The organism is Candidatus Neomarinimicrobiota bacterium, assembly GCA_036476315.1.
GTDB lineage: Bacteria > Fidelibacterota > Marinisomatia > Marinisomatales > S15-B10 > JAZGBI01.
Genome location: JAZGBI010000022.1, coordinates 22,325 through 39,586, shown reverse-complemented (window position 1 = coordinate 39,586; position 17,262 = coordinate 22,325). Strand labels below are relative to the sequence as shown.

The following is a 17,262-nucleotide window of genomic DNA, read 5'->3' as shown; positions in this document are numbered from 1 at the left end:
TTTGCACTGGCACGATAATTGTACATGGGCTGTAACCCTGGAGATAAAACAGAAAGTCTCTCCTAAAAAGTCAGTGAAAACTGCCTCGTGCCCAGAGTGGCAGAGAAATCATCATGAAAAAGAAGCCCGGCCCCAGAATTGTGGGCGTTATTCCTGCCCGGTACCACTCGTCAAGGTTCCCCGGAAAGGTATTGATTCCCGTTGACGGTCTCCCCATGGTGGCCCAGGTCTACGCGCGGGCAGCAAGGGCGACTGTACTGGATACGGTCACGGTGGCCACGGACAGCCAGCGGGTGGCCAGGGCGATGGATATTCTGGGGATACCTCTGGTTATGACTTCGTCCAACTGCAGGACGGGCACTGACCGTGTCGCGGAAGTGGCCAGAGATGGTGAGGGTGATATATATGTCAATATTCAGGGAGACGAACCGTTTATTGAGGAAGAGATCATTGAACAAGCTGTTCAGCCGTTTCTTGACGACAGCCGGCTCAAAATGGGGACCGTGGCGACCACCTCATTGAATGGCGAACAGTGGGCCGATGTTAACGTGGTAAAAGTTCGAGTAACGGAAGACGGTTTTGCAGATGATTTCTTCAGGAGTTCATCTGGCCCGTATCCCCCGCCCAATACGTACAAGCACATCGGTCTTTATGTTTACGAGAGGAAGTTTCTCCTCGACTTCTCACGCATGAAGAGGACGTCGGAGGAGAAGGAAAGACATCTTGAACAGATGCGGGCCTTGGATCACGGCATCCCCGTAAAGGTCGTCATCACACTCCACGATCATTTCAGCATTAACTCACCGGAAGACCTTGCGAGGGCTCGGGAGGTATCAGGGGTTGCCTAGAAAGCCTGCCAAGTACATTTTCGTTCTGGGCGGCGTCATGTCGGGTCTTGGCAAGGGGATAGCGACGGCGTCCATCGGTTACCTTTTGAAGAGTCGCGGGCTGACGGTAACAGTCATGAAGCTCGATCCCTATCTCAACGTGGATCCCGGGACGATGAACCCTTTTCAGCACGGTGAAGTTTTTGTCCTTGATGATGGGTCGGAGACTGACCTCGATCTCGGGCATTACGAGCGCTTCATTGACGTGGATATGAGCAGGGAGAATAATGCGACCACGGGGCAGATTTACCAGTCGGTTCTGGACAAAGAACGCAGGGGAGACTATCTGGGTCAGACGATTCAGGTCATTCCACACATCACGGATGAAATCAAAAACCGTATTTTAGGTATAAACAGGCCCAAGCGTTTCGATGTGGTTATCACGGAAGTGGGCGGAACCGTGGGCGATATTGAAAGTCAACCGTTCCTGGAAACCATTCGACAGATGCGTCTGGATCTGGGCCGGCAAAACTGCCTCATCGTGCACGTCACCCTTTTGCCCTTCGTGCAGGCGAGTGAAGAACTCAAGACCAAGCCTACCCAGCACAGTGTCATGAAGCTCAGGGAAATCGGCCTGGAGCCCGACGTTATTCTGTGTCGAACGCCTTCCCATATTTCGCGATCGGTAAGAGAGAAAATATCCCTGTTCTGCAACGTGTTGCCGAGCCACGTTGTTGAGGCGAGGGATGTGGAAAGCATTTACGAAGTTCCCCTGGTGTTCCACAGGCAGAAGTTGGGTGATTTGATTTCTGAGCAGTTCGGGATTGATGGTGTGAAACCGGATATTTCGAAGCTCCAGAAGTTTATCACGGGGTATAAGAAGCCCAGCCGGGAAGTAAGGATTGCCCTGTGTGGCAAGTATACGGAACTTCCCGACGCCTACAAAAGCGTCCTGGAGGCCTTTGTCCATGCGGGAGTGGAAAATGACGCCCGGATTTCCGTTAACTGGATCAACACCGAGGAGCTGGAAAAGGATGCAGATTGTGAAGAGCTTTTGAACGGTGTCCAGGGTGTGCTGGTCCTCCCCGGGTTTGGTGACAGGGGCACTGAGGGCAAGGTACTTGCCGCCAAATACGCCAGGGAGAAGCGGGTTCCCTATCTGGGTATTTGTCTGGGTCTGCAAACGGCCGTTATTGAATTCGCCAGAAATGTATGTGGTTTGGAAAAAGCGAACAGTACGGAGTTCAGAAAGAAAACGCCTTATCCCGTCATTGATCTTATGCCGGGACAGAGAAACGTGAAGGATAAGGGTGCCACGATGCGGCTGGGGGCTTACACGTGTGAAATCAGGCCGGGTACAAAAACCTTCCGTGCCTACCGGAAAAGGAAAATATCGGAACGCCACCGGCACCGATATGAAGTGAACAATGAGTACCGGTCAACACTGGAAGAGCACGGTATGTACGTCGCGGGGGTTAATCCGGATTTGGACCTGGCTGAGATTGTTGAAATAAGGGATCATCCATGGTTCATAGGTACGCAGTTTCATCCTGAGCTCAGGAGCAGGGTGGACAGGGCTCATCCCCTTTTTCGTGATTTTGTCAAGGCGTCCCTAAAGTTTCAGGATTCTAAATGAAGGTCACGGTGGGGAACATTGAGTTTGGCGGGAATCATCTCCCGGTCATAGCCGGACCGTGTGTCATTGAGTCAGAGGATCATTCGGTGAAAATGGCTGACGCACTCAAGTCGATTTGTGAGGAGCTTGATATCCCGTTTGTCTTCAAATCTTCCTTTGACAAAGCGAACCGGACGTCGGTAGGGTCATTCCGAGGGCCTGGCCTGGATAAAGGGCTGGAGATCCTTCAGAAAGTGAAGGAGAAGGCGGGAGTGGCGATATTGACCGACATCCACGGGCCGGAGCAGGCCGGTCCCGTTGGTGAGGTGGTGGACATTATTCAAATACCTGCGTTTCTTTGTCGTCAAACCGATCTCCTCCTCGCAGCCGGCGAAACGGGTAAATGCGTCAACGTAAAAAAGGGTCAATTTCTCGCACCATGGGATATGACTAATGTGGTGAAGAAGATAGAATCCACTGGAAACACCGACATCCTGCTCACCGAACGCGGTGTCAGTTTCGGTTACAACAATCTGGTTTCTGACATGCGGGCCCTCCCATTTCTCAAAGAGATGGGTTATCCGGTTGTCTTCGATGCCACCCACAGTGCCCAGCGGCCCGGCGGTCTCGGAGATCGTTCGGGTGGCGATCGCGACACCATTCCAAGTCTTGCCCGGGCGGCCGTGGCCGCCGGGTTCGACGCGATTTTTGTTGAAGTTCACGACAGCGTGGATGAGGCGAAGAGTGATGCCGTGACGCAATGGCCGCTGGAAAGAACGAAAAACCTGCTCTCGACTCTCAAGAAGATCCGAGAACTGGTCATGGACGGGGAAGTTGCATGACGTTCCATCTGAAGAAAGCCGCGGGAAAGATCAAGATTATTCTTTCCGATCTGGATGGGGTATTCACGGACGGCACCATCTACAAGGGCAGTGACGGAATCGAGCTGAAACGTTTCAGTGTTCTTGACGCTGCCGGCGTCGCCCTCGTCAGAGCCGCGGGGATACGAATGGCAATCATTTCAGGCCGGTATTCACCGGCCACCGATGTGAGGGTCATGGAGATGGGGCTCGAGAAGGACTGTTATCAGGGGAACCTGAACAAGATGGACGCCTACTATGAACTGCGGTCCAAGTACGATTTCAGTGACGAAGAAGCCGCGTTCATTGGAGACGATATTATCGACCTAACCATCATGGAAACTGTCGGACTTCCCATCGCCGTCGCGAATGCTCATCCACGGGCAAAGCAGATAGCGAAATACACCACACAGGCCAGGGGAGGCGAGGGAGCTGTCCGCGAGGCGGTGGAGATGATTCTGGAAAGCAAGGGTATCTACGAATCGGCCCTGGAGAGAGTTCGTCAAAGAACCTCGGATGGAAAGGATGATTTAGTCCATGACGAATAAGAAGAGAAAACCGACTGATGTTGGTCGTGAGGTCATCGAAATCGAGGCGGAGGCCGTGGCCAGACTGGTTGACAGGATTGACAGGGATTTCGAGCGGGCAGTGGAGTTGATTGCTCAATGCAGCGGCCGGGTCGTGGTCACGGGTATGGGGAAATCCGGCCTTATTTCCCAGAAAATCGCCTCCACGCTTGCCAGCACGGGGACGCCGGCCAACTTCCTCCACCCGGCGGAGGCTCTCCACGGAGATCTCGGGATGGTCACCGGGGATGACCTGGTGCTCGTAGTTTCGAGAAGCGGAGAGACGGGCGAAATTGTTCAGCTCATGTATGCATTTTTCCACCTGGGGACGAAAGTGGTTGCCCTGGTTGGGAGGAAGGAATCGACACTCGCTTCCATGGCGGACGTGGCACTTGACGCAAGCGTCGACAGGGAGGCGTGCTCCCTCGATCTCGCTCCCACAGCCAGCACCACAGCCGCTCTGGCTATGGGTGACGCTCTGGCCATTGCTTTGATGGAGAGAAAGGGATTCGAGCGTGACGATTACGCCCTCCTACACCCCTCGGGTGCCCTGGGGAAAAGACTGCATCTGAGAGTAAGGCAGATTATGCACGCGAGGGATCAGCTCCCTGTGGTAAAGGTGGACTCGGACGTGAAGTCCACTCTTCTGGAAATCAGTCAGAAGCGCCTTGGAGTGGCCATCGTCATGGCAGATAACGGAGAACTGGCCGGCATCATCACTGATGGAGACCTCCGTCGAGCGTTTGAGCAGGACGGGCATATCATGGACAGAACCGCGGAATCTTTGATGACCAAGGATCCAAAGTGGGTGTCTGAGGATACTCCGGCCATTCAGGCACTGGAAATTATGGAAGAATTTTCCATCACGAGTTTATTTGTCTACAAGGACGATCGATTCAGTGGAATACCTGCGGGTATTGTACACATCCATGATATTCTAAAGTCAGGATTGACGTAATGATGCGCTATGTGGTGAGCCTGTTCTTGATGGTCATTGCGGGGTGTGGCAACACGGGAGATACGGAGACTGCCCTGACGCTTTCCCGGGAAGAGTTACCGGATCAGGAAACCTGGAACCCCACCATAGTGCTCACGAGAGAAGGGAGAAAACGGGCGGTGGTGAGATCGGGTCATCTGGCCAAATATGAGGACAGGCGGGAAGTAATCCTGGATGAGAAAGTGGACACGGATTTCTATTCCGTGGATGAAGAGCATATGTCAAATGTCAAGTCGGACAGGGCCCTTGTTTTCGAAGCGAGCGATAATCTTCTGGCCATCGGTAACGTGGTGGTTGTTTCGGACAGTGGAGTGACGCTCTACACCGATTCTCTTTTCTGGGATCACAAGAAGGGACAGATTGCCACGCAGGACACCATCATGCTGACGACCGAGTCAATGGATACGCTGTACGGCATCGGTTTCGAATCCAATGTCGACCTGACTCACTGGAAAATTCATAAACCGTGGGGAGTCGCGGATCGATAGTCCATGAAAGATCCCGAGCGCGATGGCAAGATTCTCATGGGCCGCGGTCTGAAGAAATCGTACGGCAAACGAATGGTTGTGAGGGGAATTACGATTGAACTCAAAAAGGGAGAGATCGTGGGGCTTCTGGGTCCCAACGGTGCAGGCAAGACGACAACCTTCTATATGATTACCGGGATGATCAGGCCCACAGCCGGAAATGTATATTTCGGCGAGGAAGATATCACCGAGATGCCCATGTACAAGAGGGCGAGAAAGGGGATCGGATACCTGTCACAGGAAGCATCCATCTTTGCCAAGCTTTCCGTGGAAGACAACCTGAGGCTTGTCCTTGAAATGACGGGACTTTCGGGCGAGGAACAGGAGAGGAAACTTGAATCCCTTCTGGAAGACCTGTCCATCTCGCAGATCAGGGCTCGCAAGGGATATAATCTTTCCGGTGGCGAACGGAGGAGAACCGAGATCAGCAGGGCGCTGATCACGGATCCGGATTTCATGCTCCTGGATGAACCTTTTGCAGGCATCGATCCCATCGCCGTCGAGGATATCCAGTCGATAATAAAGTCCTTGAAGGATCGAAACATCGGTGTTCTTATCACCGACCATAATGTGCGGGAGACGTTATCCATAACCGATCGGGCTTATCTGCTCTATGACGGGCAAGTTTTGAAATCGGGGACGGCGGAGTTCCTGGCCAGAGACGGGGAAGCTCGGAAGTTATATCTCGGCCAACGCTTCAAACTTGATTGAATGGTTGAACTGAGACAATCATTGGAACAGCGTCAGAGACTGACGCCCCAGCAGATTCTGCAGACGGTCCTGTTGCAGTTGAATACTCTCGATCTGGAAGATCGGATCATGGAGGAGTTGGAGAATAACCCTGTTCTGGAAATGGAAGAGTCGGAAGCTGAAGAGCCGGAATCTTCAGATAAAGGGGACCAGGATGAAGGGGTGGATTGGGGCGATCTCGTAAACAGTCCTGAAGACTACCGGATCCGAACCAGGTACGATAAGGGCCAGGAGCATCGGGAGATGCCCATTCCTTACAGGCCAGATCCGATAGATCGACTTCTGGAGCAGATCCGGCTGCTTGATATCACCGGGGAGGAGAGAAGAATCGCGGAAGAGATAGCCTGGAATATCGACGAAAGAGGCTATCTCGCCTCAGACGTAGAAATAATCGCGGACAGACTGAGCGTCTCACCGGAAAAGGTGGAGGAAATTCTCCACACGGTTCAGAGGCTTGATCCCCCCGGGTTGGGGGCCAGGAGTCTGCAGGAGTGTCTCAGAGTTCAGCTCGAGGTCAATTCGAGGAGTGATCTGACACTGGAAATCGTTACCCATCGATTTGAAGATTTTGCCAACCGGAGGTTTGAGAAACTGAGGCGGGGCCTCGGTTGTTCCAGGGAAGAATTGAACGAGGCGATGGACATCATATCGCGTCTGAATCCCAAGCCGGGAGAGGGTGCCCCTACGTCGAGTGCGGACTACATTGTTCCGGATCTCATCGTGGAGGAAGTGGATGGAGAACTGGTTGTCTCTGTAAACGACTCCAATGTCCCGGTACTCCGTCTGTCGCCGGTCTATATCAATCTGCTGGAAACTGAGGATGGGGCCGATCCCGACCTTCGAAGGTTTCTCCGCAAGAAGGTGGGTTCCGCCCACTGGTTCATGCAGGCCGTCCAGCAGCGGCAGATGACCATGTTGAAGGTGATGAAGGCGATTATGACCCGGCAGCCCGATTTTTTCCGCGGTGACACCTCCGCGCTGAAACCCATGGTTCTGAAGGACATCGCAGACCGCATCAATATGGACATATCAACCGTGAGCCGGGTCACCCGGGGGAAATACGTTCAGACACCCTACGGTCTGTATGAACTGAAATATTTTTTCTCCGAAAGAATAACAACGGAGACCGGAGACGAAGTCTCCACAAAGATTGTCAAAGATGGACTCAAAGAGGTGGTGGAGAAAGAAGACAAGCAGCATCCCTATTCCGATGACAAGCTGGCGGAAATCATGAAAAAACTTGGGTATCCCATTGCCCGCCGGACGGTGGCGAAATACCGCGACCAGATGAAAATCCCGGTGGCAAGACTGAGAAGGAGACCCTGAGGATTGCAGTTACACACTAAGAAAGGAGCAAGATCATGGCTCAGAAAATCATAGTCGGGAACAGAGAGATCAACATTCCCACATTCAATGTGGGGTGGGTTACGATCGTTCTGGTCATTCTCGGCATATTCATAGTCTGGAGTTCGGTCTTCACGGTAGCTCCCGAAGAGGTAGGTGTTATCCTGACGTTTGGTGAATACACGCGTCTGGCCCAACCGGGACTCCGCTTCAAATGGCCAAGCCCCATTCAGACAGTCACCAAGGTGCCGGTTCAAATCCAACTCAAGGAGGAATTCGGGTTTCGTACTGAAAGAGCCGGTGTTCGAACCCGGTATTCCCCACAGGCATTTACGGGTGAATCACTCATGCTCACGGGAGACCTCAACGTGGCCGTGGTGGAATGGACGGCCCAGTTTCGTGTGCGCGATCCCTACAAGTTTCTCTTCAGGGTAAGGGCCCTTCTCCCCGAAACGTTTCGCGACATGAATGAGGCGGTAATGCGTGAAGTCATCGGTGACCGGAGCGTGAACGAGGTGCTGACCATCGGCCGGCAGGAGATTGCGTCGGAAGTTGAAGTGAGGCTTCAGGAACTGTGCGATCAGTACGAAACGGGACTCAAGGTGGAACAGATTGTATTGCAGGATGTCAATCCTCCCGATCCCGTGAAGCCGGCGTTTAATGAAGTCAACCAGGCGCAGCAGGAGAAAGAGAGGATGATCAACGAAGCGAGATCCGAATATAATCGTGTGATTCCCCGTGCCAGTGGAGAGGCCGAGCAGACCATCCAGCAGGCTGAAGGGTACGCCACCGATCGCGTGAACCGGTCCAAGGGCGATGCCGAGTTATTCCGGGCCTTGCTCGCGTCCTATCGAAGGGCACCCGAGGTAACGCGACGCCGCATTTACCTTGAGACTATGGAGGCCGTCTATCCGACGGTGAAACAGAAGATTGTTCTGGACAGTGAATTGAAAGGGGTCCTGCCGCTGCTGCCGCTGGGCCAGGAGGTGATAAAATGAGAAACGCTGCCGTTATCCTGATCGTTATTGCAGTACTAGTGGCGCTCCTTGTACTTGGAGGAGGGGTCTTCGTCGTGAATGAAATCGAGCAGGTGATTGTCACGCAGTTTGGAGAGCCGAAAGGGGATGCCATAACGACTCCCGGCTTGAAGATGAAAATCCCGTTCATTCAGAAGGCCAACTATTTCGACAAACGGTTTCTGGAATGGGATGGCGACCCGAATCAGGTTCCAACCCGGGACAAACGGTTCGTCTACGTGGACACTTATGCCCGCTGGCGGATCACTGATCCTCTTAAATACTTTCAACGCCTGCGCACGGAGATCGGTGCTCAATCACGCCTGGACGACATCCTGGACGGTGAAACCCGTAACGTTGTAGCAAATCATGATCTCATTGAAGTGGTGCGAAGCAGCAACCGGGAATTCGAGAGATCCGAAGAGCTCGGGGAGCAGGAGCCTTCTCGACGGGAAATCATTGAGAGCGGACGATCGAAACTTGCCCTGGAAGTGCTGGAGTCCGCGCAGTCCCGCACCTCCGATCTCGGCCTGGAAATCCTCGACTTTCGCTTCAAGCGGATCAACTACGTGGAGCAGGTGAGGCAGGAAGTCTATTCGCGGATGATTTCGGAAAGAAACCGCATCGCGGAACAATTCCGATCGGAAGGGGCGGGCGAGTCTGCCCGAATCAACGGTCGGAGGGAGCGCGAACTCAAGGAAATCACCTCGGAAGCCTATCGCCAGGCACAGGAGATCAAAGGGCGCGCCGACGCGGAGGCTGCGGACATTTACGCCGCTGTTTACAGCCGGGATCCAGAATTCTACCGGTTCCTCAAGACCATGGAGATCTTCAGGGAAACGTTGGATGATAAGACGATACTGGTCCTGACCACTGACGGTGATTTCCTTCGTTATCTCACCACGGCGAAATAGGGCAACCATGACGATTCGATCCACGACCATTCTCGGTGTAAGGCTTGGAAAGAAAGCTGCCATGGGGGGTGACGGTCAGATTACCTTGGGTGATATGCAGCTGAAGCAGAAAGCGGTCAAGGTGCGGAAATTCGAAACGACGCCCAACGAGATACTGGGCGGTTTCGCCGGTGCGGCGGCCGATGCCCTCACCCTTTTTGGGAAGTTTGAGGAGAAGCTGGAGCAGTACAACGGCCAGCTGCAGAGGGCCGTTGTGGAGCTGGCCAAAGAATGGCGTACCGACAAATACCTCCGAAACCTTGATGCACTGTTGGCTCTCATGGATCGAGATCAAAGTTATCTGGTCTCCGGTGACGGAAATGTGGTGGAGCCCGATGGGACCATTGTCGCTGTGGGTTCAGGTGCCGGATATGCCCTGGCGGCGGCTCAGGCGCTCATAAGCTGTGACGTATCCTCGCCGACTGAAATCGTTAAGCGGGCGCTGAAAATCACCGCTGACATCTGTATCTACACAAACGATCAAATCACCCTGCTGGAATTGAAATGAAAGACCTGACTCCCAGAGAGATTGTGGCAGAATTGGATCGCTACATTGTAGGCCAGAAGAACGCCAAGAAGTCGGTGGCCATCGCGCTGCGAAACAGGTGGCGCCGTCAACAACTGTCCGATGAAATGCGTGAAGAGATCGTTCCCAACAATATCATCCTGATCGGCTCCACGGGGGTAGGAAAAACGGAAATCGCGCGCCGGTTGGCGAACCTGGCCAATGCCCCATTCATAAAGGTTGAAGCCTCGAAATTTACTGAAGTGGGCTACGTGGGTCGGGATGTGGAATCGATCATTCGCGACCTCATGGACATCGCGGTTTCCATGGTGCAGCGGGAAAAGGAGCAGGAAGTGGCCGTTAAGGCGGAGGAGATGGCCAACGAAAGGATTCTGGACATCCTTTTTCCCAGCGATGGCACGGTATCGGGAGGGGAGGAAAATCCGGAACTGAAAGAAAGGAGAAAGAGGACGCGGGAAAAACTTCGCGCCAAATTGACGGCCGGGGAGTTTGAAGATCGAATCATTGAGCTTGAGGTTCGTGACGAATCAATGCCGTTTATGCAAGTTTTTGGACCCATTGGGCTGGAAGAGATGGGAGTCAATCTGCAGGACATGTTTGGCAGTGCCATCCCGAGACGGACGAAACGTCGCCGGACCGCTGTGTCTGAAGCCCGGAAGATCCTTGAGGCCGAAGAGGCAGCGAAACTGATCGATCATGAAGAAGTCCAGCGACAGGCGAAATCTCGCGTGGAAAATTCCGGGATCGTGTTTCTCGATGAGATTGACAAGATAGTGGGCGGAAGCGGCGGCGCCGGTCCTGATGTCTCCCGTGAAGGGGTTCAGAGGGATATTCTCCCCATCGTGGAGGGGAGCAACGTTATCACCAAATACGGCATTGTGAGAACAGACCATGTTCTTTTTATCACGGCAGGCGCGTTTCATGTGTCAAAGCCGTCTGATATGATCCCCGAGCTCCAGGGTAGATTCCCCATCCGGGTTGAAATGGATTCGCTGACCACCGATGACTTTGTGAAAATCCTCACTCACCCGGAAAATGCGCTTATCAAACAGTACACGGCCCTTCTCAATACAGAGGGGGTGAGTCTGAAATTCAGCGCGGCGGCCATTCTGGAGATTGCAAAGATTGCCAGTGAAGTCAATGAGGCCACGGAAAACATCGGGGCCCGTCGACTTCATACGGTCATGACAACCCTCCTTGAGGATATCCTGTTTGAGAAATCGAGCGGCAAGGATGAATCCATTGCCGTCACGAAGCAGATGGTCCAAGATAAATTGCAGGAAATCGTCAAGGATCAGGATCTGAGCCGGTACATTCTCTGAAAAACCCCCGTACGGTCGTTTCGCTCCCACCTGCCCGCCCTTCGGGAGCAGGCGGGCGGGGCAGGCAAGATCCAAGGATCAAGTATCAAGGGTCAAGTATCCCCGTACGCTGACGCTACGGGACAGGCAAGTATCAAGGGTCAAGTATCAAGGGTCAAGTATCAAGGATCCAGTATCCAGTATCTAGTATCCAGTATCTAGCATCCAGTATCTAGCATCCAGTATCTAGCATCCAGTATCAAGTATCCAGTCACCAGTCGTGAAACGTGATTTTCTCCACATTATCGATTTCTCATCCCAGGAAATTGATGAGCTTTTTCGACTGGCTGCCCGGCTGAAAAAGGAGACGAAAGCGGGGACGGAACACCACCTGTTGAAGGGGAAATCCCTTGCGATGGTATTTCGGAAGCCATCCGCCAGAACTCGGGTATCGTTTGAAACGGGCATGTGGCAGCTGGGAGGACATGCCATTTATCTGGCGCCTTCAGACATTGGACTCGGCACACGGGAATCGGGAAAGGATCTTGCTCAAGTGCTGTCTCGATATAACGACCTCATCATGGCAAGGGTGTCTGACCACGAACAGTTGCTCGAATTGAGTGAGTACGCCACCGTACCCGTTGTCAATGGACTGACAGACTACAATCATCCGTGCCAGGTCATGGCGGATATCTTCACGATTCTGGAGCACCGGGGACATCTCAAGGAGCTGCAGGTTGTGTTTGTGGGAGACGGCAACAATTTGGCCAACTCGTGGCTCAATCTGGCCCAGAGGATTCCCATCAAGCTGACCGTCGCGTGTCCGGAAGGTTGTGAACCCGATTCAAAGACATTTCAGGCCGCGAAGTCGGCTGGTTTGAGTGAGATTTCCATCTCCCACGATGCGCTGACCGCCGTTCCCGGTGCCCATGTTGTTTATACGGATACCTGGACCAGTATGGGACGGGAATCTGAGGCCGAGTCGCGGAAAGAATTGTTCCGGCCTTATCAGGTAAACTCCCAAATGATGAAAGCCGCGGGGGAGGAAGCCTGGTTCATGCACTGCCTTCCGGCCCACAGGGGTGACGAGGTCACTGACGAAGTGATAGATGGTCCCAGGTCCCTCGTTTTCCATGAGGCAGAGAATCGTCTTCATATTCAGAAGGCAATTATGGTCACCCTGACGGGTGGGGATCGCTAGGAATTTTCAGCAGCGGTACTACCCCATGAAACTCCCACGACTTTCGTACGGCCTCTGTTTGGCGCTGATACTCCCACCCGCCTGGCAGTCGGGTGATCAGGAAGAGCTTTTGAGAACCGGGTTTGAGAGCCCGGTGAGCGAGATAGCTTCATGGGCAAAAGACTCAGAACGGGACTACCGGGAGGTAGAGAAGAAACTGAGGTCTCTGTTCGATGCTGCTTCTCAGAGATCACCTTTCTATCAATCGATTGAAAGCGACTACCAGGCATACAGAAACTCTGTGACAGAACTCCGTGAACACGCCACGTCCCTGAATAAAGACCACAAATCCTACCTGAAGCTTTTCAGCGCAGGATTGCTGAGGTCCGTGGAGAAGCTAACGCCCGAAGACGAAAACTGGGAAGAGGCTGAGAACCTCGCGAGACGATTCGGAGAGAACCTGGAAAACTCCCGTGCTGAAATCAACCGGCAGGAACCTTTAAGGGAATCGGTTTTCACCTTTACGGAAAGGATGGATGAAGTAATAGAATTTGGCAAGGAGCTGGAAACGGATGTCGATGAATCAGGGAAAGAATCTGAAAGGTCCCTTTCCAGGTCCCAAAAGCCGCTGGGGAAGTTTCGGTCGATGGATGATGCGCTGGCTCGATTTCCCGTTTATGGGAAGGGTGATTCGATTCGCCTCTCACTGGAGCAGACCCACAGGCATCTTCGAACCATGACAGATTCTCTCGCCTCATTAATGAGTTCACTCGACTATCTCCTCGCAGGAAGAGCGAAAAGCGGTGATGAAGAGCGTGTCTGGGAACTCTACCGGTCAATTGTTGAGTCAGAGCAAACCGTCACAAATGAAATAGTTTACCTGCAAGAGTCTTCAGAGAGCGACAGGGAGAAGCTCCGGGACATTCTGGAGCTGCTGGATACTTTCGGAGAGCTCATAGGGCAAATGGAAGACGGTGTGGCCGAGATGGCCAGACTACAACTAGAGAGCCAATCGGCAGCTGAGGCGTGCAGTCTTCAGTATTCAGGGCTGTTGGACGCGGCACCAACGGGCGTTTCCACTGAAGAGACTCCATACCGGGAATTAAGGCTGGCATTCCAGAAGTGCAAAACTTCCGTTTCCAGCACAGGCGGGTTACTGGAAGGCGTCCGGCAGATACAGCAGCGACTCATCACGGAGGCGGCCAGGATGGAGAAGCTGGGTGACCGGGAATCAGATTTGCTTGACCGGCTGGAGGATGAGTTTGACGAGGGCGGGGAGAAGGCCCAGGAGCTGTATGGGGAATTTGCCGACGTAACTGAGAAATTCAGAGATATAATTCGCACAGATTTCAAGCATACGGCTCAATACTGGGAGCTGGAATACAGGTTTGAAGAAAAGAAAAGCTCCCGTGGAGAAAAGGTTTTTGAGGAGAACTTCGGATACCTGTATGATCCAAACGAGTATCCGGACAAACCTTATCACGGCAGACTGACAACGACGTTTCAGCTACGACTGCGTGGTGGGGGAGAAAAGAAGAAAACCTACTACCTGATTCTTGAGGGCATGACCGAATTCGGGATCGATGGATTGGTGGTATTGGACGATGACTCCATCCTCTACCAGATATCAGAGGAGAAGGTCGTTGAAATGGATGAAACAGTTGCTGAGGACGGGCGGGTGGAATTCGTTTGGGTACTTCCGGTGGAGGATACGCTCCTGCAGCAGATAGCTCACTCAGGAAGGGCCCTCGTCAAGATTCATCTTTTCACCCTCACCCATCGTATCAACCAGACTCTCTATCGGGAGAAGTTGTTCAGGATTTACGAAATCCCCCAGGTGAGGTTGAGGGAATGGGAACGATGGTTGCGGACCTAGCGCTTTGGCAGAAGGCAGTAACCAGTTAACCAGGTAATCAGGAAACCAGGTAATCAGGCAACCAGTCCACCAGTGCACCAATTAACCGTTCAACCACTAACCAGTATCCAGTCACCAGTATCCTGTCACCAGTATCCAGTTAACCAATCACCAGTCTGTTCTCTATTTATAGTCTCTCCATTTGACTTCATTGGTACGATAGGCCACTTTTTTCCCGGGTTCCTTTTCAACAACCACGCGGTACATCGCGAGTTCTCCCGGGACAACAGTGGCTTCACTGATGACGCCGGTGTCAAACTCAGTCGTGGAACCTTCCACAAACGCCGAGCCCACACCCACGGGATTCGACCTGGCGTCCCAGAGAAAAAAAGTCACTTTGACAAAATCGGCTTTTTTCTTCCCCACGTTCCGGACCATCCCCTGAAATTCCTCTCGATCGCGGTACTCGGTCTGCTCGTATTCGCCCTCGAACTCAACCCTCGGACCCGGGAAGTACTTCTCCTCGAATTCAACGATTGAATCCTTCTCCACGACGAGTTTTCCGATGGCGGTCTGCATAATGATGACGTCAAGGTTCTCTGCCAGGAGCTCACCCACGAACACGGTACCGTTCTTAAGCGTTACCTTATGGCGGAGTGTTGGAAGTTTGAGAATATTGAGGATCTCTTCATCGATCTCCGGAAGTCCTTTTTCTGCGATATCGAAGTAGCGTATAATGCCCTTAAGGGAATCAATCTCTTCCCTGAACAGCTTGATGTTGGTCCCCACCTGGAAGAAGAGACTGTCCGACCCCTGTTTCTGGGCCGTCAGGCTGTCCTGGATCCCCGACGAGAGCTTGGAGAGATCGGTCCTCACGCCGGCTTCCACCTGGCGAATTACGGTGCCAAGAGAGTCGGCACCTTCTTTGAGCTTTGTGTCAAGTCGTGAAAAGCCCTGCTTCTGCTCCTGACGAGTCGTGTCCATTTTCTGCTCCAGCACCTGAATGTCGGTCTGGCTTTTCTGAATCTGTTCTGACAGGACCCTTTCCCGTTCCAGAAAGGCATTCATTTCGGCCTTTGCCGTTTGATACTGCTCGACTGTGGCTCTCAACTGCTCAAGTTCTTTGCTCATATCCTCGATATCCCTCTGCACTTCAAAAAAGAGGTCTACGGAGTCAGCTTCGAGAACGAATGTGGGTCCTGCTTTCAGGCTGTCAAGCGGAAGGGGGAGAGAGGATTCAACGAACTGGAGTTCAGTCATGAGGCTCCGCGCGTTCGACTCGATGGCTGTTCTTTCCACGGCGTCCACGTATTCATCCGTAACGCCGGCATCGATCGATTTGGTATATGACTCATATTTGGCTGCCACATTGTTTCTTCCCCTGGTCACTTCCTGGTCCATGACTCCCCCGGAGGGGACGTACTGAAGGAACATATCGAGGGTGGCAATGAGATCCTGAAAGACTGAGTTTTCTTTTTGCCGCAGTCCATCAAGTTCTGCGGCTTCTCCCTGAGCGATCGCGGAGTCTATTACCGCCGTGAACGTGGCGTCCAATCGCGTTTTGGATAACCCGATAAGGGATGCGATGTCGTTGCGTGCGCGTTCAACCGCAGGGAAGAAATCCATTTTTTCTACAGGTTGAGCGCTCGACTGGAGGGCTGCAGCGACTGTAGCGGAAGGCGAGACGGGTTTCTTAGGTCCGCAGCTAAAGAGAATCATGACCGAAACGATGGCGAGGCCGTATCCGGGACGGAGATATCTTGCGGAACTCATTCCTTCGACTGTTTCTTTTTCAGAGCTTTTTCTTGTGCCACCAGAGCGGCGCTTTCGAGTTCACTCTTGTACCGGTCGGTCACGCCCAGCTGGCGTGCCAGTTTGATGAGGTGTGGATAGTACCGGTAATTTTCGGGTTCTTCGAGCATGGGGAGAACCTGCTCGAACACCGACGGATCATCAAAACTGGCGAGGTTGTTTATCGCCTTGATTCGCAGCTGTGGAGTCAGGTCGGAAGAGAGGGCTATTTCGATGAGGGTTGGCATCACCGCCGGGTCGTCAAAGTTCCCCAATGCGTCCACGAGCGTGTTGAGTAGAGAAAAGTATGATCGCTGTCCCTGGTGGTACGTGTCAAGAAGAGCCAGGATGAGTTGTTCCTCTTTCACGTCCTTCATGGTCCGGAGGGCAAAATCCCTGATCTGAGACTCGATCGTGGGGTCCGTGAGCATTTCCACGAACATGTCCACAACCTCGGGACTGTCCTTCTTCTGGGCAAGGATATCGAGAGCACGGTTCCGGATCTTAATGTCCAGCGAGCGGTCATTGGCGAGAAAAACCAGAACGGGGATGACTTCATCCCGGTCCATTTTGCCCATTATTCTTGAAACCATGAGAGCGGTGTTCTGAAACGCCGCACGACTTCGCTCATACACGTCCAGAAGAAGCAGGATTTTGTCTTCGGTGCTCACCTCCGTGAGACTCTTGAAAACGGCCTGCTGGAGCCCCCTTAGCTTCACATCTATACTCAGGATTGATTCCCTGAGAGCTTCCGATGCCATGGGGTCTCCCTCAAAGTTCCCCAGAATGTCAACACTGACCATCATGAGTTCCAGCTCCAGGGCTTCAGCTTCCTTGACATAACTCGCCAGCGACTGGAGCGCCATGGGATGACGGCTTTCACCCATGGCTCTGACGGACCCTATGCGAATATCCAGGGGTTGATTCTCATCTTCATAGAGAGCAATCAACTCCTGCAGAGCATCCAGATCCCCCTTGAGGTAGGCAATTCTCAGTTCCTCCACCACCTGAGGCGTCATTTCGACGATCTCTTCTTTGCCAAAAAGTCCTTTCACAATGGAACAGGATGACAAGGTGATGACGGCCATGAGGCAAGAAAGAACCGCATACCTTTCGGGGAAACGATGTTTGAGCGAGAAACGTACCATTAACCG

Annotated in this window: 16 protein-coding genes; 14 read left to right on the top strand and 2 right to left on the bottom strand. The window is 52.9% G+C overall.

Going from position 1 to position 17,262, the window contains the following annotated elements; translation table 11 throughout:
- The first annotated feature begins 113 nt into the window (after window positions 1-113).
- The 14 genes from V3U24_02650 to V3U24_02585 all read left to right on the top strand — a co-directional run bounded on the left by V3U24_02650 (window position 114) and on the right by V3U24_02585 (window position 14,338).
- Window positions 114-848 (top strand): 3-deoxy-manno-octulosonate cytidylyltransferase, encoded by a 735-nt coding sequence (locus tag V3U24_02650; GenBank protein ID MEE9166350.1) that lies wholly within the window; start codon window positions 114-116, stop codon window positions 846-848.
- The gene (locus V3U24_02645; GenBank protein ID MEE9166349.1) at window positions 841-2,463 is read left to right on the top strand and encodes a CTP synthase; all 1,623 of its coding nucleotides are present in this window, start codon (window positions 841-843) and stop codon (window positions 2,461-2,463) included. The genes V3U24_02650 and V3U24_02645 overlap by 8 nt, the downstream gene beginning before the upstream one ends.
- Complete coding sequence (kdsA, locus tag V3U24_02640; GenBank protein ID MEE9166348.1) at window positions 2,460-3,284, top strand: 3-deoxy-8-phosphooctulonate synthase; 825 nt, start codon at window positions 2,460-2,462, stop codon at window positions 3,282-3,284. Before V3U24_02645 ends, kdsA begins: the two co-directional genes overlap by 4 nt.
- Entirely contained in the window at window positions 3,281-3,850 is a 570-nt protein-coding gene (locus tag V3U24_02635) for an HAD hydrolase family protein (GenBank protein ID MEE9166347.1), read from the top strand. Before kdsA ends, V3U24_02635 begins: the two co-directional genes overlap by 4 nt.
- Window positions 3,840-4,826 (top strand): KpsF/GutQ family sugar-phosphate isomerase, encoded by a 987-nt coding sequence (locus V3U24_02630; protein MEE9166346.1) that lies wholly within the window; start codon window positions 3,840-3,842, stop codon window positions 4,824-4,826. Before V3U24_02635 ends, V3U24_02630 begins: the two co-directional genes overlap by 11 nt.
- Window positions 4,826-5,353, top strand: coding sequence for an LPS export ABC transporter periplasmic protein LptC (gene lptC, locus V3U24_02625; protein MEE9166345.1), 528 nt, complete (start codon window positions 4,826-4,828; stop codon window positions 5,351-5,353). The genes V3U24_02630 and lptC overlap by 1 nt, the downstream gene beginning before the upstream one ends.
- A gap of 3 nt (window positions 5,354-5,356) precedes the next feature.
- Window positions 5,357-6,103, top strand: coding sequence for an LPS export ABC transporter ATP-binding protein (lptB, locus tag V3U24_02620; protein ID MEE9166344.1), 747 nt, complete (start codon window positions 5,357-5,359; stop codon window positions 6,101-6,103).
- Window positions 6,104-7,468, top strand: coding sequence for an RNA polymerase factor sigma-54 (gene rpoN, locus V3U24_02615; protein MEE9166343.1), 1,365 nt, complete (start codon window positions 6,104-6,106; stop codon window positions 7,466-7,468).
- A gap of 35 nt (window positions 7,469-7,503) precedes the next feature.
- A complete protein-coding gene (hflK, locus tag V3U24_02610) occupies window positions 7,504-8,484 on the top strand; it encodes an FtsH protease activity modulator HflK (protein ID MEE9166342.1) in 981 nt (326 codons plus the stop codon).
- A complete protein-coding gene (hflC, locus tag V3U24_02605; protein MEE9166341.1) occupies window positions 8,481-9,416 on the top strand; it encodes a protease modulator HflC in 936 nt (311 codons plus the stop codon). Before hflK ends, hflC begins: the two co-directional genes overlap by 4 nt.
- 7 nt (window positions 9,417-9,423) lie before the next feature.
- Window positions 9,424-9,963, top strand: a complete 540-nt coding sequence (gene hslV / locus V3U24_02600; protein ID MEE9166340.1) for an ATP-dependent protease subunit HslV — start codon at window positions 9,424-9,426, stop codon at window positions 9,961-9,963.
- On the top strand, window positions 9,960-11,303 hold the full coding sequence (gene hslU / locus V3U24_02595; protein ID MEE9166339.1) for an ATP-dependent protease ATPase subunit HslU: 1,344 nt from the start codon (window positions 9,960-9,962) through the stop codon (window positions 11,301-11,303). Before hslV ends, hslU begins: the two co-directional genes overlap by 4 nt.
- Window positions 11,304-11,562: 259 nt before the next feature.
- Window positions 11,563-12,483: an ornithine carbamoyltransferase gene (gene argF, locus V3U24_02590; GenBank protein ID MEE9166338.1), complete on the top strand. Its 921-nt coding sequence runs from the start codon at window positions 11,563-11,565 to the stop codon at window positions 12,481-12,483.
- Window positions 12,470-14,338 (top strand): hypothetical protein, encoded by a 1,869-nt coding sequence (locus tag V3U24_02585; protein MEE9166337.1) that lies wholly within the window; start codon window positions 12,470-12,472, stop codon window positions 14,336-14,338. The genes argF and V3U24_02585 overlap by 14 nt, the downstream gene beginning before the upstream one ends.
- Window positions 14,339-14,500: 162 nt before the next feature.
- Here V3U24_02585 and V3U24_02580 read toward each other — a convergent pair whose 3' ends face one another.
- Window positions 14,501-16,090, bottom strand: a complete 1,590-nt coding sequence (locus tag V3U24_02580; GenBank protein MEE9166336.1) for a hypothetical protein — start codon at window positions 16,088-16,090, stop codon at window positions 14,501-14,503.
- Entirely contained in the window at window positions 16,087-17,256 is a 1,170-nt protein-coding gene (locus V3U24_02575; protein ID MEE9166335.1) for a hypothetical protein, read from the bottom strand. Before V3U24_02575 ends, V3U24_02580 begins: the two co-directional genes overlap by 4 nt.
- Window positions 17,257-17,262: the final 6 nt, after the last annotated feature.